This is a genomic window from Caulobacter sp. FV1ye6ST (genome assembly GCF_058681225.1).
In genome coordinates, this window is the sequence record NZ_CM178733.1 from 4,908,295 (window position 1) to 4,922,036 (window position 13,742).

At 67.4% G+C, this 13,742-nt stretch carries 17 protein-coding genes; 10 read left to right on the forward strand and 7 right to left on the reverse strand.

Annotated elements, in window-relative coordinates; translation table 11 throughout:
- Window positions 1-4: 4 nt before the first annotated feature.
- Window positions 5-205 carry a KTSC domain-containing protein gene (locus ACW175_RS23320; protein WP_099581901.1) on the reverse strand — a complete coding sequence of 67 codons (201 nt, stop codon included), beginning with the start codon at window positions 203-205 and terminating at the stop codon, window positions 5-7.
- 189 nt (window positions 206-394) lie between these two features.
- Here ACW175_RS23320 and ACW175_RS23325 point away from each other — a divergent pair, with 189 nt between their 5' ends.
- From ACW175_RS23325 to ACW175_RS23335, 3 genes are all read left to right on the forward strand, one after another.
- Entirely contained in the window at window positions 395-802 is a 408-nt protein-coding gene (locus ACW175_RS23325) for an MAPEG family protein (RefSeq protein WP_492102289.1), read from the forward strand.
- Between the two features lie 43 nt (window positions 803-845).
- Entirely contained in the window at window positions 846-1,478 is a 633-nt protein-coding gene (locus tag ACW175_RS23330; RefSeq protein ID WP_492105036.1) for a LysE family translocator, read from the forward strand.
- Between the two features lie 97 nt (window positions 1,479-1,575).
- Window positions 1,576-2,169, forward strand: a complete 594-nt coding sequence (locus ACW175_RS23335) for a CC0125/CC1285 family lipoprotein (RefSeq protein ID WP_492102290.1) — start codon at window positions 1,576-1,578, stop codon at window positions 2,167-2,169.
- Window positions 2,170-2,295: 126 nt separating this feature from the next.
- Here the strand turns inward: ACW175_RS23335 and ACW175_RS23340 are convergent, their stop codons facing one another.
- Window positions 2,296-3,078: an SDR family NAD(P)-dependent oxidoreductase gene (locus tag ACW175_RS23340; RefSeq protein ID WP_099581904.1), complete on the reverse strand. Its 783-nt coding sequence runs from the start codon at window positions 3,076-3,078 to the stop codon at window positions 2,296-2,298.
- Between the two features lie 55 nt (window positions 3,079-3,133).
- Here ACW175_RS23340 and ACW175_RS23345 point away from each other — a divergent pair, with 55 nt between their 5' ends.
- Window positions 3,134-3,544, forward strand: a complete 411-nt coding sequence (locus tag ACW175_RS23345) for a YkvA family protein (RefSeq protein ID WP_492102291.1) — start codon at window positions 3,134-3,136, stop codon at window positions 3,542-3,544.
- Window positions 3,545-3,557: 13 nt separating this feature from the next.
- Window positions 3,558-4,055 (forward strand): nuclear transport factor 2 family protein, encoded by a 498-nt coding sequence (locus tag ACW175_RS23350; RefSeq protein ID WP_492102292.1) that lies wholly within the window; start codon window positions 3,558-3,560, stop codon window positions 4,053-4,055.
- 4 nt (window positions 4,056-4,059) lie between these two features.
- Here the strand turns inward: ACW175_RS23350 and ACW175_RS23355 are convergent, their stop codons facing one another.
- Together ACW175_RS23355 and ACW175_RS23360 are read right to left on the reverse strand one after the other, a co-directional pair.
- Complete coding sequence (locus ACW175_RS23355) at window positions 4,060-4,581, reverse strand: GNAT family N-acetyltransferase (RefSeq protein ID WP_492102293.1); 522 nt, start codon at window positions 4,579-4,581, stop codon at window positions 4,060-4,062.
- Window positions 4,578-5,039 carry an SAM-dependent methyltransferase gene (locus ACW175_RS23360; protein ID WP_492102294.1) on the reverse strand — a complete coding sequence of 154 codons (462 nt, stop codon included), beginning with the start codon at window positions 5,037-5,039 and terminating at the stop codon, window positions 4,578-4,580. Before ACW175_RS23360 ends, ACW175_RS23355 begins: the two co-directional genes overlap by 4 nt.
- Before the next feature lie 58 nt (window positions 5,040-5,097).
- Between ACW175_RS23360 and ACW175_RS23365 the strand changes: the two genes are divergently transcribed.
- Complete coding sequence (locus ACW175_RS23365) at window positions 5,098-6,273, forward strand: class I SAM-dependent methyltransferase (RefSeq protein ID WP_492102295.1); 1,176 nt, start codon at window positions 5,098-5,100, stop codon at window positions 6,271-6,273.
- 24 nt (window positions 6,274-6,297) lie between these two features.
- Here ACW175_RS23365 and ACW175_RS23370 read toward each other — a convergent pair whose 3' ends face one another.
- Window positions 6,298-6,405 (reverse strand): hypothetical protein, encoded by a 108-nt coding sequence (locus ACW175_RS23370; RefSeq protein WP_492105037.1) that lies wholly within the window; start codon window positions 6,403-6,405, stop codon window positions 6,298-6,300.
- Window positions 6,406-6,434: 29 nt separating this feature from the next.
- Here ACW175_RS23370 and ACW175_RS23375 point away from each other — a divergent pair, with 29 nt between their 5' ends.
- Window positions 6,435-7,835, forward strand: a complete 1,401-nt coding sequence (locus ACW175_RS23375; RefSeq protein WP_492102296.1) for an amino acid permease — start codon at window positions 6,435-6,437, stop codon at window positions 7,833-7,835.
- A gap of 138 nt (window positions 7,836-7,973) precedes the next feature.
- On the opposite strand, the gene glmS is transcribed toward ACW175_RS23375, so the two are convergent.
- On the reverse strand, window positions 7,974-9,809 hold the full coding sequence (gene glmS, locus ACW175_RS23380) for a glutamine--fructose-6-phosphate transaminase (isomerizing) (protein ID WP_492102297.1): 1,836 nt from the start codon (window positions 9,807-9,809) through the stop codon (window positions 7,974-7,976).
- 160 nt (window positions 9,810-9,969) lie between these two features.
- On the opposite strand from glmS, the gene glmM reads away from it, so the two are divergent.
- Complete coding sequence (glmM, locus tag ACW175_RS23385) at window positions 9,970-11,316, forward strand: phosphoglucosamine mutase (RefSeq protein ID WP_492102298.1); 1,347 nt, start codon at window positions 9,970-9,972, stop codon at window positions 11,314-11,316.
- On the opposite strand, the gene ACW175_RS23390 is transcribed toward glmM, so the two are convergent.
- Window positions 11,313-12,059, reverse strand: coding sequence for a DUF6065 family protein (locus ACW175_RS23390; protein ID WP_492102299.1), 747 nt, complete (start codon window positions 12,057-12,059; stop codon window positions 11,313-11,315). The two genes, glmM and ACW175_RS23390, sit on opposite strands and share 4 nt — an antisense overlap.
- A 73-nt stretch (window positions 12,060-12,132) precedes the next feature.
- On the opposite strand from ACW175_RS23390, the gene ACW175_RS23395 reads away from it, so the two are divergent.
- Both ACW175_RS23395 and ACW175_RS23400 read left to right on the forward strand, forming a co-directional pair.
- Window positions 12,133-12,639 carry a prolyl-tRNA synthetase associated domain-containing protein gene (locus ACW175_RS23395; RefSeq protein ID WP_492102300.1) on the forward strand — a complete coding sequence of 169 codons (507 nt, stop codon included), beginning with the start codon at window positions 12,133-12,135 and terminating at the stop codon, window positions 12,637-12,639.
- 127 nt (window positions 12,640-12,766) lie between these two features.
- Entirely contained in the window at window positions 12,767-13,678 is a 912-nt protein-coding gene (locus ACW175_RS23400) for a tetratricopeptide repeat protein (RefSeq protein ID WP_492102301.1), read from the forward strand.
- The last annotated feature ends 64 nt before the right edge of the window (window positions 13,679-13,742 follow it).

Below are 13,742 nucleotides of genomic sequence, written 5' to 3' on the forward strand. Positions count from 1 at the left end.
CGCTTCACACCCGGTTGTACGGATAGCGATCCCGGATGATCCGCTGGAAGAACCGCCCCTTCGACGGCGCCCGCAGGAAGGCCTGGCTGATCCGCTCGGGGACGCCGACATAGACGTATTCGTCGCCGTCGTGGAACGTGACGAACAGCTTGCCGTGTTCGGGGGTGTAGTCGATTTCGGCGATCGCCGTGGAGTCCACACGCATGGCTTCAAGCCTCCGCGAATGAGGATCGTCAGCCTTAGGAGCGAATGAGCGCCGGGAGGGTTCCTAGGGCCGCTCGCCGCGAAGGCCACGACCTGTGCTCTAGCCGTTTGCGGGAAGCGTGCAAACTCAGGACGAATACGGCTAGGGTTTACCCCGAAGCGGCAGGAGTCCGCGGGAGGAACACAAGAGATGCATCAGTCCCACGCGCTCGTGGCCATCGTCACCCTGGTCTCGCTGCTGGTCTATGTCTGGATGATCTTCCGGATCGGCGGGGCGCGTCGCCGCTCGGGCATCGACGCGCCGGCCATGACCGGCCATCCCGAGCTGGAGCGCCATCTGCGCATCCAGGCCAACACCGTCGAATGGCTGGTCATCTACCTGCCCGCGCTGTGGCTGTTCGCGATCTACTGGAACGACCTGATCGCCGCCGCGCTGGGCGTCGTCTGGATCATCGGCCGGATCGTCTACGCCCTCGGCTACGCCGCCGATCCGAAGAAGCGCGAGGTCGGCTTCATGATCCAGGCCCTGGCCACCGGCGTCCTGCTGTTCGGCGCTCTTGGCCGGGCGATCTACGTGCTGGTGGTCATCGGCGCCTAGCTTGAGCTTGGAAGGCCATGGCGCGGCGGACTATACCCGCGCCATGGACCAGCTGCCCGTCGATCCCGCCCGCTACGGCGCCTTCCTGGTCGCCATGTTCGTCATGGCCATCACGCCGGGGCCGGCCAACCTGTTCGCCATAGCCACCGGTATGGAGCGCGGCAAGGGCGCGGCGCTCGTCTCGGTCGTCGGCATGAACACCGCCACCCTGGTCTGGTTCACCGGCTCGGCCCTGGGCCTGGGCGCGCTGATCCTGGCCTTCCCCAAGGCGTTTCACATCCTGGCCTGGGCCGGCGCGGCCTATCTGGTCTGGCTGGGCCTGAAGTCGCTGTGGGCGGGGATCAAGAACCTCGAGAGCCACGCCACGGCCACGGTGCGGGCGGGACGCTCGGCCTTCCTCGACGGATTCATGGTCCAGATCGCCAATCCGAAGATCCTGCTGTTCTTTTCGGGCGTCCTGCCGCCGTTCCTGGACATCAAGCGGCCGCTGGCCCCCCAGCTGATCATGTTCGCCTGCGCCACGATTGGCATGGACCTGATCAGCATGTCGTCCTACGGCTTGGGCGGGGCCGCCTTGTCGACCCGGATGAACGAGCCGGGGTTTCGCCGCGGCTTCGCGATCCTGGTCGGCATCCTTCTGATCACGGCGGCCGTACTTATCTTGTCCAGAGGCTGAAGAGTTTCACCGCCGCATCAAACCGCGCCTTGGCGAAACCACAAAGCCCCGCCAGAGTTGTCCTAAGTACCAAGGACTCCGCTTGAAGGAGCAGCTCATGTCCATGAAGAAGGTCGCTATCGCCGCGGCGCTGGTCATCGCGGCCGGCCTGTCGGCCTGCGCCACGCCGACGCCGTACCAACCCAAGATGTCCGCCAGTTCTTCCGCCGGCGGCTTCTCCGAGCAGAAGCTGGAAGGCGACCGCTACCGCGTGTCGTTCGCCGGCAACAGCCTGACCTCGCGCGACACGGTCGAGCGCTATCTGCTCTATCGGTCGGCCGAGCTGACCGTGCAGCAGGGCTACGACTGGTTCGAGACCGCCGACCACCGCACCGACAAGACCTCGCGCTCATATGTCGAGCCCGATCCGTTCATGCGTCCGGGCTTCGGCTACGGCTATCCGTACGGCTATTGGCGCCCGGCCTGGCGCTACTACGGCGGCGCGTACGGCTGGCGCAGCTGGGACCCCTTCTGGGGTGACCCCTTCTTCGCCGACCGCGCCCAGATCCGCACCGTCGAGCGGTTCGAGGCCGGGGCCGAGATCGTGATGCACAAGGGCAGGAAGCCGGAAGGCGACCCACGCGCCTACGACGCCCGCGAGATCATGAGCAACCTGGCCAACAGCATCCAGCGGCCGGTTCCGGGCAAGTAAGAGAAGCGCCCTTCCCCTTGATGGGGGAAGGGTCGGGGATGGGGGCGATGCGGCGGTTCCGCTTCATCGTCCCTATCCCCCCCACCCAAACCCTCCCCCATCAAGGGGGAGGGCTTTTTGTTGCGCCTACCGCGGCGCCATGCGGATGCCGCCGTCCAGGCGCACGTCCTCGCCGTTGAAGTAGTCGTTGGTGATCATCGTCAGGGCCAGATGGGCGTACTCGGCGGGGTTTCCCAAGCGCTTGGGGAACGGCACCGAGGCGGCGAGACCCGCCTTCACGGCCTCCGGCGCGCCGTTCATCAGCGGGGTGTTGAAGATGCCCGGCAGGATGCAGTTGACGCGGATGCCTTCGCTCATCAGGTCGCGGGCGATCGGCAGGGTCATGCCGACGACGCCGCCCTTGGACGCGGAGTAGGCCGCCTGGCCCATCTGACCGTCCTCGGCCGCGACCGAGGCCGTATTGACGATCGCGCCGCGCAGGCCGTCTTCCAGCGGCTCCAGGTCCAGCATGCCCTTGGCCGACTTGGCAATGCAGCGGAACGTGCCGACCAGGTTGATCTGGATGATGCGGTCGAAGGCGTCGAGCGGGAAGTGCTTGGTCTCGCCGGTGGCCTTGTCGCGGCCGGCGGTCTTGGCCGCGTTGCCGGTGCCGGCGCAGTTGACCAGGATCCGCTCCTGGCCGTGGGCGGCGCGGGCCTTCTCGAAGCCGGCGTCGACATCGGCGTCGGAGGTGACATTGACCTTGCAGAAGACGCCGCCGATGTCCTTGGCGACGGCCTCGCCGGTGGCTTCGTTCATGTCGAAGATGGCGACCTTGACGCCTTGGGCGGCCAGGGCGCGGGCGGTGGCCTCGCCGAGGCCCGAAGCGCCCCCGGTGACGACGGCGGCGACGGTGTTGTCGAGTTTCATGGACGTTTCCTGGAGGTTTGCGTTTAAGCTCGCTGTTGAGCAAGGGTTTAAACCGATGAGCCGCGACGCCAAACCGTCCCCCGACGTAAACGTCAACGAAGTCCTGGATCCGGCCAAGGCGCTGGTTCCCGCCACGGTCCAGTTGAACGAGGAGCGGGTCGAGAAGGGCTTCCTGCCCAAGATCCGCAGGATGGCGACGAAGGTGCCCTTCGCCGCCGACGCCCTGTCGGTCTGGTGGGCGGTCCGCGATCCGGAAACGCCGACGGCGGCCAAGGGCATGATGCTGGCGGCGCTGGCCTATTTTGTGCTGCCGACCGACGCCATTCCCGACATCCTGCCCGTCATCGGCTTCACCGACGACGCGGCCGTGATCGCGGGCGTGATCGCCATCCTCGGCAAGACGCTGAAGCCGCGCCACAAGGAGGCCGCCCAGGCCTTCCTGCACCGCCTGTCCGACGACGCCTGAGCTTAGAGCCGCCATGCCCATGCCGCCCGCCCTGATGCTCGCCGCCGCCCTGGCCCCTATCTTGGCGCAAAGCGCCGCCCCGCCCTCGGCAGACGCCGAGGACAAGGCCGTGCTGGCCACGGCCCAGGCCTTCTTCGACGGCATGGAAGCGGCGAACCCCGACACCCTTCGCCCGCTGGTGCTTCCCAACGCGCAGTTCATCAGCGTGCGCGAGCAGGCCGACGGGACCGTCAAGCTGAGCCGCGTCACCTTCGAGGACAGCTTCGGCAAGTCCATGACCCCCGGCGTCAAGGAATGGATGTGGTCGCCGGTGATCATCCGCCGCGGGGCCTTGGCCACCGTCACCGCCCCCTACGAGGTCAGCAAGGACGGCAAGACCCTGCACTGCGGGATCGACATCTTCACGCTGGTCAAACAGACAGATGGGGCCAAGGCCGACGGCGCCTGGAAGATCGCCAGCATCAGCTGGACGGCCGAACCCAACGCCTGCCCAGAGCTGCGGAAGCTGTAGGCTCCTACCCCACCCGGAAGCGCAGGATCGCGCCGTTCCATAGCGCGTCGTCGTGGTCCTCCTCGGCCACGTCGCGGACGCCGGGATAACTGCTGGCCGCTCGTCGCCAGAAAGCGAGCGCCCCGACATTCCCGCGGACCACCGCAGCCTCCCAGACCCCCCAGGCCGTGCCGAACAGAGCGTGGGCGGCGGCCAGGCCCACCCCGCGCCGGCGGTGCTTGCGGACGACGAAGAACTCGGCCACCGCGCGGTCGACCGGAGTCGCTGAATGGGCGACGTCGTTGACCAGGGCGAAGCCGACCGGCCGGTCCTTGATCCGGAACAGCCAGGCCTGGCGCGTCGGGTCGGTCCAGTAGGTTTCCAAACCGGGATAGTCGGAATAGCGACCGTCCGGCTCCAGTTCGCCCTCGACCTCGCGGTCGAACCACAACTCCGAAAAGTCGTGGATGTAGAACTGCATCAGGTTGGCGACGATCGGCGCTTCCTCGGCGCTGGCGCGCGAGACGACGAGATCGGAGCGGCTCACCAGTATTTCTCCATGATCTCCCGCGCCCAGCCGGGCTCGCGGTGCGCGCCACGCGGCGCGAAGCCGCTCATCACCGGCTTGATGTCCAGCACCGGCGTGCCGTCGACGGCGTCCAGGCCCTTGACCTCCAGCACCCGGCCCTCGACCGCGACGATCTCGCAGACCGTGACGCCGATGCGATTGGGCCGGTTCTTGCCGCGCTGGGCGAAGATGCCGATTCTTGGCCAGTCCTTATTGCCGCGTGGGTGGCGGGCGCCGGTGACGATCTGGTCGTCGGCGACCTTGTCGAACAGATAGATCACCTCGGCATGGCTGAAGGTCTCGAGGCCCATCAACGCCTCGTCGTCGAAGCGCTGGGGGTCGAGCACGATGCAGGCGCGGCTCTCGCCCCAGTCGTCATCCTCCGGCTCGGTCCGGCCGCCCCAGACCTGCCCGATCGGCGTCATCACGATCGACATGGCGTTTCCTCCGTGTGCGACAGGTTGTCGCGGCCGAACTTCAGCTTAAGTTGGGGGGATGATCGAAGCCCTGCTCTCCAGAATGATCAAGACCGGCGATTTCACGGCGCACCTGCCGGGAGGTCGCGTCATCAAGGCCGGAGACGGCACGGGCCCGCCGGTGGCCATCCGGATCAACAGCCGGGGGCTTCGCCGACTGGCCAATCCCAGCCTGGGCCTGGGCGAAGGGTACATGGAAGGCGACATCGTCTTCGAACAGGGCTCGATCTCGGACCTCCTGACCATCGTCGGCGAAAGCGGCGGCCGCAAGCCCAAGCGCGGCTCGGCCTTCACCCGCTTCCGCAAGGCGCTGAAGCGGCGGGTGCAGCAGGTCAACGATCGGGTGGCCTCCCGCAGGAACGTCTCGCACCACTACGACCTGTCGAACGACCTCTATCGCCGGTTCCTCGACGCCGACATGCAGTACAGCTGCGCCTATTTCGAGCGTCCGGACATGACGCTGGAAGAGGCCCAGGCCGCCAAGAAGGCGCTGATCGGCCGCAAGCTGCTGATCAAGCCGGGCATGAGGACGCTCGACATCGGCTCGGGCTGGGGCGGGCTTTCGATGACGCTCGCCAAGGACTTCGGGGCCCAGATGACGGGCGTGACCCTGTCGACCGAACAACTGGCCCTGGCCAAGGAACGGGCCGAGAAGGCGGGCCTGGCCGACAAGACCGACTTCCGCCTGACCGATTATCGCGACCTGGACGAGACATTCGACCGCATCGTCTCGGTCGGCATGCTGGAACACGTCGGCGCGCCGAACTTCCGCACCTATTTCGAGACCATCGCCAAGCTGCTGGACGAGGACGGCGTGGCCCTGGTCCACTCGATCGGCAAGATGCACGGGCCGGGCGCGACCAACGCCTTCACCCAGAAATACATCTTCCCGGGCGGCTACATCCCCGGCCTGTCCGAGATCGTCACGGCCATCGAGCAGGCCGGTCTGTGGATCACCGACGTCGAGATCCTGCGGCTGCACTATGCCGAGACCTGCCGCATCTGGCGCGAGCGGTTCATGGCCGATCCCGACATCCCGACGATGTTCGACGCGCGGTTCCGGCGGATGTGGGAGTTCTATCTGGCGGGCGCCGAGCTGGGCTTCCGGCACGGCGGCCACATGGTCTTCCAGATCCAGCTGGCCAAGAAGCGCGACGCGACGCCCCTGACGCGGGATTACCTGCTGAAGGCCTAACCTCTTCTTGTCATCCCGGAAGCCTCACAGAGGCTGTCCGGGACCCAGGGGCCGGCGCACTGCGGTTGCCCCTGGGTCCCGGCTCTCCGCTTCGCTACGGCCGGGATGACAAGGTTGGGTCGATGAAGCTATAGCGCCGCCTTGTTTTGCAAGGAGCCGCCATGGCCCCGTTCCGCGCGGCCGACCTTCTCCGCCGCAAGCCCGTCGCCCAGGTCCAGGGCGAGCATCCGCCCGAGCACTTGCCGCGCACGATCGGCCTGTTCCAGCTGACCATGCTGGGCGTGGGCGCCACGATCGGCACCGGCATCTTCGTGGCCTTGACCACCGCCGTGCCGGCGGCGGGTCCGGCCGTGATCTTGTCGTTCGTGCTGGCCGGGATCACCGCGGCCCTGACGGCCCTGTGCTATGCCGAGCTGGCCTCGACCATTCCCGTGTCGGGCTCCTCCTACTCCTACGCCTACGCGACCCTGGGCGAGTTCGTGGCCTTCATCGTCGGCGCGTGCCTCTTGCTGGAATACGCCGTCTCGGCCTCGGCCATCGCCGTGGGCTGGGGCCAGTATCTGAACGAGATGCTGGTCGACCTGATCGGCGTGAAGATGCCCGACGCCATCGCCAAGGCGCCGGGCGCGGGCGGGGTGTTCAACCTCCCGGCCGTGGTGCTGGTCGGGGCCTGCATGGTGCTGCTGCTGCGCGGGGTGAAGGAGTCGACCACCATCAACGCCGTGCTGGTGGTGCTGAAGCTGCTCGTCCTGCTGTTCTTCGTGGTCATCGCCTTCAGCGGCTTCCACGCCGGCAACCTGACGCCGTTCATGCCGATGGGCGTGGCCGGCGTGGGCGCGGCGGCCTCGTCGATCTTCTTCTCCTATATCGGCATCGACGCGGTCTCGACGGCGGGGGAAGAGGTCAAGGATCCGCGCAAGACCCTGCCGCTGGGTATCGTGCTGAGCCTGCTGATCGTCACGGCGGTCTACATCCTGGTCGCCCTGGCCGCCGTCGGGGCCCAGCCCTGGACCGAGTTCAAGGGCCAGGAGGCGGGGCTGGCGGTGATCCTGCGCGACCTGACGGGCCAGGCCTGGACCTCGCTGATCCTGTGCGTCGGCGCCATCGTGTCGATCTTCTCGATCACCCTGGTGGTCATGTACGGCCAGACGCGGATTCTCTACGCCATGAGCCGCGATGGTTTGCTGCCCAAGGCGTTTCAGCGCCTGCATCCCAAGACCCGCGCCCCGGACCTCAACACCTATATCGTGGCCATGTTCATCGCCGTGCTGGCGGCGTTCGTGCCGCTGGACGTGCTGGTCAACCTGACCAGCATGGGCACCCTGATCGCCTTCGCCATCGTCTCGCTGGGGGTGATCATCCTGCGGCGGACGCAGCCGGATCTGCCGCGCGGCTACCGCGTACCGCTCTATCCGGTCGTGCCGGTGCTGAGCGTGGCGTTCTGCGGCTATCTGATCATCGGGCTGCCGCTGGATACCTGGGCGCTGTTCGCGGTCTGGGTCGCGGCGGCGTGCGCGGTGTACTTCGGGTATTCGCGGAAGAATTCAGCGCTGAACGGCTAGGGCGCCATAGATCCTCCCCCGCGATGCGGGGGAGGTGGCCCGGAGGGCCGGAGGGGGCCAACTCGGCCCCGACCCAGCTAGCCCCCTCAGCCGCTTCGCGACAGCTCCCCCGCATCGCGGGGGAGCATCTAAGCCGCCCTACTCCACCGTCACCGACTTGGCCAGGTTCCGGGGCTGGTCGACGTCCGCGCCTTTCACCACCGCCACGTGGTAGGCCAAGAGCTGGATCGGGGCCGACATCACCAGGGTCGAGACCAGCGGGTCGCTGGCCGGCGCGGTGACCACCACCTTGGCCCCCGCCGGCGCGTGCTTCACGCCCTCGGTGTCGGTGATGAAGATCACCTGGCCGCCCCGGGCCATGACCTCGCTCATGTTCGAGGCCGACTTCTCGAAATAGCTGTCATGGGGCGCCAGGATGACGATCGGGGTCTGGTCGTCGACCAGGGCGATCGGGCCGTGCTTGAGCTCGCCGGCCGCATAGCCCTCGGCGTGGATATAGCTGATTTCCTTCAGCTTCAGCGCGCCTTCCAGGGCCAGGGCCGACATCGGGCCGCGGCCCAGATAGAGCACGTCGCGGGCCTTGGCGACGTCGACGGCGATCTCCTTGATGGCGTCTTCCAGGCCTATGGCCTCGGCGATCAGGCGGGGGGCCTCCAGCAGCACCCTGACCAGGCGCTGCTCCTCGGCCTCGTCGATCGTCCCGCGCTGCTTGGCGGCGGCGACGGCCAGGGCGATCATCACGCTGACCTGGGCGGTGAAGGCCTTGGTCGAGGCGACGCCGATCTCGGGACCGCAGTGGATGGGCCACACGACGTCGACCTCGCGGGCCATGGTCGATTCCTGGGCGTTGACCACCACCGCGCTCTTCATGCCCTTGGCCTTGCAGTAGCGCAGGGCCGCCAGGGTGTCGGCGGTCTCGCCCGACTGCGACATGGCGATGACCAGCGAACCCGGCCGCAGGGCCGGCTGGCGGTAGCGGAACTCCGAGGCGATCTCGACATCGACCGGCAGATCGGCCAGCTGCTCGATCAGGTACTTGCCGACCATGCCGGCGATGAACGAGGTGCCGCAGGCGACGATCTGGATGCGTTCCAGCTTGGCGAAGTCGATGTCGCCGGGCACGGCGGCCCTGGCGGTGAGGGTGTCGACATAGGCCGCGATCGTGCGTTGGCAGCCCTCCGGCTGGTCATGGATCTCCTTTTCCATGAAGTGCCGGTAGTTGCCCTTCTCCAGCATCACCGACGAGGTCGGCACAACGCGCACGGCGCGGGTCACGGCCGCCCCCGTGGCGTCGAAGATCCGGTAGCTGTCGTGGTCGAGCGCCACATAGTCGCCCTCGTCCAGATAGACGACGCGGTTGGTGAACGGACCGACGGCCAGGGCGTCCGAGCCCAGGAACATCTCGCCCTGACCCTCGCCCACGACCAGCGGGCTGCCGCGACGCGCGCCCAGGATCAGGTCGTTCTCGCCCTCGATCAACACGGCCAGGGCATAGGCGCCGGTCAGGCGGTCCAGGGCGGTCTTGAAGGCCTCCAGCGGGCCCAGGCCCGTGGCCAGTTCGGCGTCGATCAGGTGGGCGATCACCTCGGTGTCGGTGTCGCTGGAGAAGGTGCGGCCGGCGGCGGCCAGCTCGGCCTTCAGCTCGGCGAAGTTCTCGATGATGCCATTGTGGACCAGGGTGACGCGGCCCGCCGTGTGCGGGTGGGCGTTCTGGACGTTGGGCGCGCCGTGGGTCGCCCAGCGGGTGTGGCCGATGCCGGTGGTGGCGACCAGCGGGTCCTCGGCCAGAACGGCTTCCAGCGCCTTGATCTTGCCCTTGGCCCGGCGGCGCTCGACCCTCGTTTCGCCATTGGAGCCGACGACGACGCCCGCGACGCCCGCGGAGTCATAGCCCCGATATTCGAGCCGCTTGAGGCTCTCGATCAGACGCTCGGCGACGGGTTGTTTTCCGACGATGCCGATAATGCCGCACATGGGCCATGATCCCTTGTAGAACGCGACGACAGGATTATCCCTAGCCACGCGAGGATTTCGAAGCCGGCCTTTAGCACTCGCTCAAGGCGGTCTCCCGTAAATCTGCATTTCGGATCGTTTCGCGGTCCGACGATGGCTTCAAAGAGACCAGAAGACGACCATGAGCAAGCGCGCCTATTTCGGCACCGACGGCATCCGGGGCCAGGCCAACAAGCATCCGATGACCGCCGAGGTGGCCCTGCGCGTCGGACTCGCGGCCGGCAAGCTGTTCCGCTCGCAGGACGAGCGGCGGCACCTGGTGGTGATCGGCAAGGACACCCGCCTGTCGGGCTACATGATCGAGCCCGCCCTGGTCGCCGGCCTGGCCAGCGTCGGCATGGACGTGCGGCTGTTTGGCCCCCTGCCGACTCCGGCCGTGGCCATGATGACCCGCTCGATGCGCGCCGACCTCGGGATCATGATCTCGGCCAGCCACAACGACTTCGCCGACAACGGCATCAAGCTGTTCGGTCCCGACGGCTACAAGCTGTCCGACGCCCAGGAGCTGAAGATCGAGGCCCTGATGGACGAGGGTCTGCAGGAAGGCCTGGCCGCCCCGCGCGACCTGGGCCGCGTCAAGCGCATCGACGACGCCCAGGCCCGCTATATCGAGATCGTCAAGGCGACCTTCCCCCGCCACATGAACCTGTCGGGCCTGCGCGTCGTCATCGATTGCGCCAACGGCGCGGCCTACAAGGTCGCGCCCGAGGCCCTGTACGAGCTGGGCGCCGAGGTGTTCCCGGTCGGCGTGACCCCGAACGGCACGAACATCAACGCCGAGTGCGGCTCGACCCATCCGGAGGCCATGGCCAGGATGGTCCGCGAATACCGCGCCGACATCGGCATCGCCCTGGACGGCGACGCCGACCGGCTGGTGATCTGCGACGAGAAGGGCGTGGTCGTCGACGGCGACCAGATCATGGCCATCATCGCCACGGCCCTGGCCAGCGCCGGAAGCCTGAAGGGCGGCGGTGTCGTGGCCACCGTGATGTCGAACCTGGGCCTCGAGCGCCAGCTGAACGGCCTGGGCCTGAGCCTGGAACGCACCGCCGTCGGCGACCGCTACGTCATGCAGCGTATGCGCGAGGGCGGTTTCAACCTCGGCGGCGAGCAGTCGGGCCACGTGATCCTGTCGGACCTGTCGACAACGGGCGACGGCCTGATCGCCGCCCTGCAGGTGCTGGCCGTGATGGTCCAGACCGGCAAGCCGATGAGCGCGCTGGGCCGCCAGTTCGAGCCCGTGCCGCAGTTGCTTGAAAACGTCCGCTTCGCCGGCGGCAAGCCGCTGGAAGCCAAGGCCGTGAAGGAGGCCATCGCCGACGGCGAGAGCCAGCTGAACGGCGCCGGCCGCATCGTCGTGCGCGCCTCCGGCACCGAACCGCTGATCCGCATCATGGCCGAGGGGGACGATCCCGCCCTGGTGAAGAAGGTCGTGAAGTCGATCGTGTCGGCCGTGAAGGCGGCTTAGGCCCCCACCTTCGGGGCCTTCATCCGCCGCTTGTTGACGTGGTGGCTGGGGGCCTCGGCCTGGATCTCTTCCGGGTACTCGCCCTTGAAGTAAAAGCGCTGCCAGGCCTCCTTGGTCGCCTCCGGGTCGCGCTTGAAGATCAGCTTGTTGAACTCGCTGCGCTTCTCGGCCCAGACGTCGTACTGGCGACGCAGGTCGGCGTTGGAGTTCATCGAGCGGATCACCGGCTGGAAGGCCTCCATCGGCTTGTCCTGGATCGGCATGATGAAGCAGAAGGTCTCGCCCTTCTCGAACCGCACCGTGCCCGGCCGCGTGAACATCCAGTTCATCGTGAAGGGAAACGGCAGCCAGTCGGTCTCGATCACGCCGGCCAGCGGCTGGATGCCGTCCTTGATGTGATTGGGCGGTCCCATGGCCATCAGCGACCAGCCCGGCGGCGTGCGGAACAGATAGCCGGTGTGGAAGGTCACAACGCCACGCGTGAAGTGCGACTTCACGAAGTCGGTGAAGCCCGGATACGGATGGTCGGGCTGGAACTTGATGCACTCCTGGTGCGCCCCGCCGTCCCAGCTCATCGAGAAGCCGACCGGACAGAGGATGTCCCAGCCGGTGGTGTTGGCCATGGTCAGCGGCAGGCAGCGATAGGGGTGGCGATCGGCGAAATGATCCATCCACGCCCGCTGCGGGCGGCCCGGAACGATATCCGGCGGACGGTTCTCGGTGGGATAGCACTCCAGTTCCATGCCGGTCCTTTGTCGGTTTTCCTGCCCAGACTCAGGTCTAGGCTGAGGGCTTCGGGCCGTCTAGTAGAGCCGCATGAAGACCCGAACCGACCTCTTCGCCTTCTTCGACGCGCACGGCGTGAAGCACTCGACCCTCGACCACCCGCCGGTGTTCCGCGTCGAGGAGGGGCTGGAGATCAAGAAGGCCCTGCCCGGCGGCCACACCAAGAACCTGTTCCTCAAGGACGCCAAGGGCCAGCTGTGGCTGATCTCGGCCCTGGGCGAGACCACGATCGACCTCAAGCGCCTGCACACGGTGATCGGCTCGGGCCGACTGTCGTTCGGCCCCGAGGCCATGATGGTCGAGACCCTGGGCGTGCGGCCTGGCTCGGTCACCGCCTTCGGCCTGATCAACGACGCCGACCGGCGAGTGCGCTTCGTGCTGGACAAGGCCCTGGCCGACAGCGACCCGGTCAACTTCCACCCCCTAGGCAACGACGCCACCACGGCGGTGTCGCAGGCCGACTTCCGCGAGTTCCTGGCGGCTTTGGGAATCGAGCCGATGATCGTCGATTTCGCGGCCATGCGGGTGGTGGACTAGCCCCATCCGCTCATCCCAGTCGGGGATGAGCGGATTATGGACCGTGCGACCAAGACATTGCGCCTCGCCCCTCGAAGGACCATCTTGCGGCTTCGAGCGTTCCCACCTTGAGTACACGAGAGACCCGATGCTGATCGGCGCAAAAACCGCGACCCCCACCTCCGGGAATGGGGCCAAGAGCGAGCACATCAAGGACGGTACGGACGCCAGCTTCATGGCCGACGTCATCGAGGCCTCCAAGACCCAGCCGGTCATCGTCGACTTCTGGGCCACCTGGTGCGGTCCGTGCCGCCAGCTGACGCCCGCGCTGGAAAAGGTCGTCAACGCCGCCAACGGCGCGGTGAAGCTGGTCAAGATAGACGTCGACGCCAATCCGGGCTTCGCCGGCCAGCTGCGCGTGCAGTCCATCCCCACCGTCTACGCTTTCGTCGATGGGCGTCCCGTGGACGCGTTCCAGGGCGCCCTGCCCGAGAGCCAGGTCAAGGCCTTCGTCGAGAAGCTGGGCGGCGCGGGCGGCCCCAGCGCCATCGACGACCTGATCGCGCTGGGCAAGGAATCGCTGGAGATCGGCGACATCGGCGGCGCGGCCCAGGCCTTCGCCCAGGCCTTGCAAACCGATCCCGAGAACATCAAGGCCCTGGGCGGCATGGCGCGCGCCTATCTGCTGGGCGGCGACATGGAAGGCGCGGCCGAGGTCGTGGCCATGGCCCCCGCCGACGCCAAGGACCCGGACCTGGACGCCGCCCGGGCCGCCCTGGCGCTGGCCCAGGACGCCCCGTCCGAGACCGCCGCCTTCGAAAGGCGGCTGGCCTCCGATCCCGACGATCACGAGGCCCGCCTGGAGCTGGCCAAGGCCCTGGCCGGAACCGGGCGACTGCAGGAGGCGGCGGACCACCTTCTAGCCATCATCGCCCGCGACCGCGCCTGGAACGACGATGCGGCCCGCAAGCAGCTGCTGACGGTGTTCGAGGCCGCCGGACCGACCTCCGAGGTCGCCAAGCAAGGACGGCGGAAGCTGTCCTCGATTCTGTTCAGCTAAAGGTCTGGCGGCCGAGAGTGGCCGCTGGTTTCGGCGTCCGTCAGGCCGAGAAGGAAAGAGGAGC

Coding starts and splice junctions, on each gene's coding strand:
- ACW175_RS23320 (WP_099581901.1), bottom strand. CDS start 205: ATGCGTGTGGACTCCACGGCGATCGCCGAAATCGACTACACCCCCGAA.
- ACW175_RS23325 (WP_492102289.1), top strand. CDS start 395: ATGCATCAGTCCCACGCGCTCGTGGCCATCGTCACCCTGGTCTCGCTG.
- ACW175_RS23330 (WP_492105036.1), top strand. CDS start 846: ATGGACCAGCTGCCCGTCGATCCCGCCCGCTACGGCGCCTTCCTGGTC.
- ACW175_RS23335 (WP_492102290.1), top strand. CDS start 1,576: ATGTCCATGAAGAAGGTCGCTATCGCCGCGGCGCTGGTCATCGCGGCC.
- ACW175_RS23340 (WP_099581904.1), bottom strand. CDS start 3,078: ATGAAACTCGACAACACCGTCGCCGCCGTCGTCACCGGGGGCGCTTCG.
- ACW175_RS23345 (WP_492102291.1), top strand. CDS start 3,134: ATGAGCCGCGACGCCAAACCGTCCCCCGACGTAAACGTCAACGAAGTC.
- ACW175_RS23350 (WP_492102292.1), top strand. CDS start 3,558: ATGCCCATGCCGCCCGCCCTGATGCTCGCCGCCGCCCTGGCCCCTATC.
- ACW175_RS23360 (WP_492102294.1), bottom strand. CDS start 5,039: ATGTCGATCGTGATGACGCCGATCGGGCAGGTCTGGGGCGGCCGGACC.
- ACW175_RS23365 (WP_492102295.1), top strand. CDS start 5,098: ATGATCGAAGCCCTGCTCTCCAGAATGATCAAGACCGGCGATTTCACG.
- ACW175_RS23375 (WP_492102296.1), top strand. CDS start 6,435: ATGGCCCCGTTCCGCGCGGCCGACCTTCTCCGCCGCAAGCCCGTCGCC.
- glmS (WP_492102297.1), bottom strand. CDS start 9,809: ATGTGCGGCATTATCGGCATCGTCGGAAAACAACCCGTCGCCGAGCGT.
- glmM (WP_492102298.1), top strand. CDS start 9,970: ATGAGCAAGCGCGCCTATTTCGGCACCGACGGCATCCGGGGCCAGGCC.
- ACW175_RS23390 (WP_492102299.1), bottom strand. CDS start 12,059: ATGGAACTGGAGTGCTATCCCACCGAGAACCGTCCGCCGGATATCGTT.
- ACW175_RS23395 (WP_492102300.1), top strand. CDS start 12,133: ATGAAGACCCGAACCGACCTCTTCGCCTTCTTCGACGCGCACGGCGTG.
- ACW175_RS23400 (WP_492102301.1), top strand. CDS start 12,767: ATGCTGATCGGCGCAAAAACCGCGACCCCCACCTCCGGGAATGGGGCC.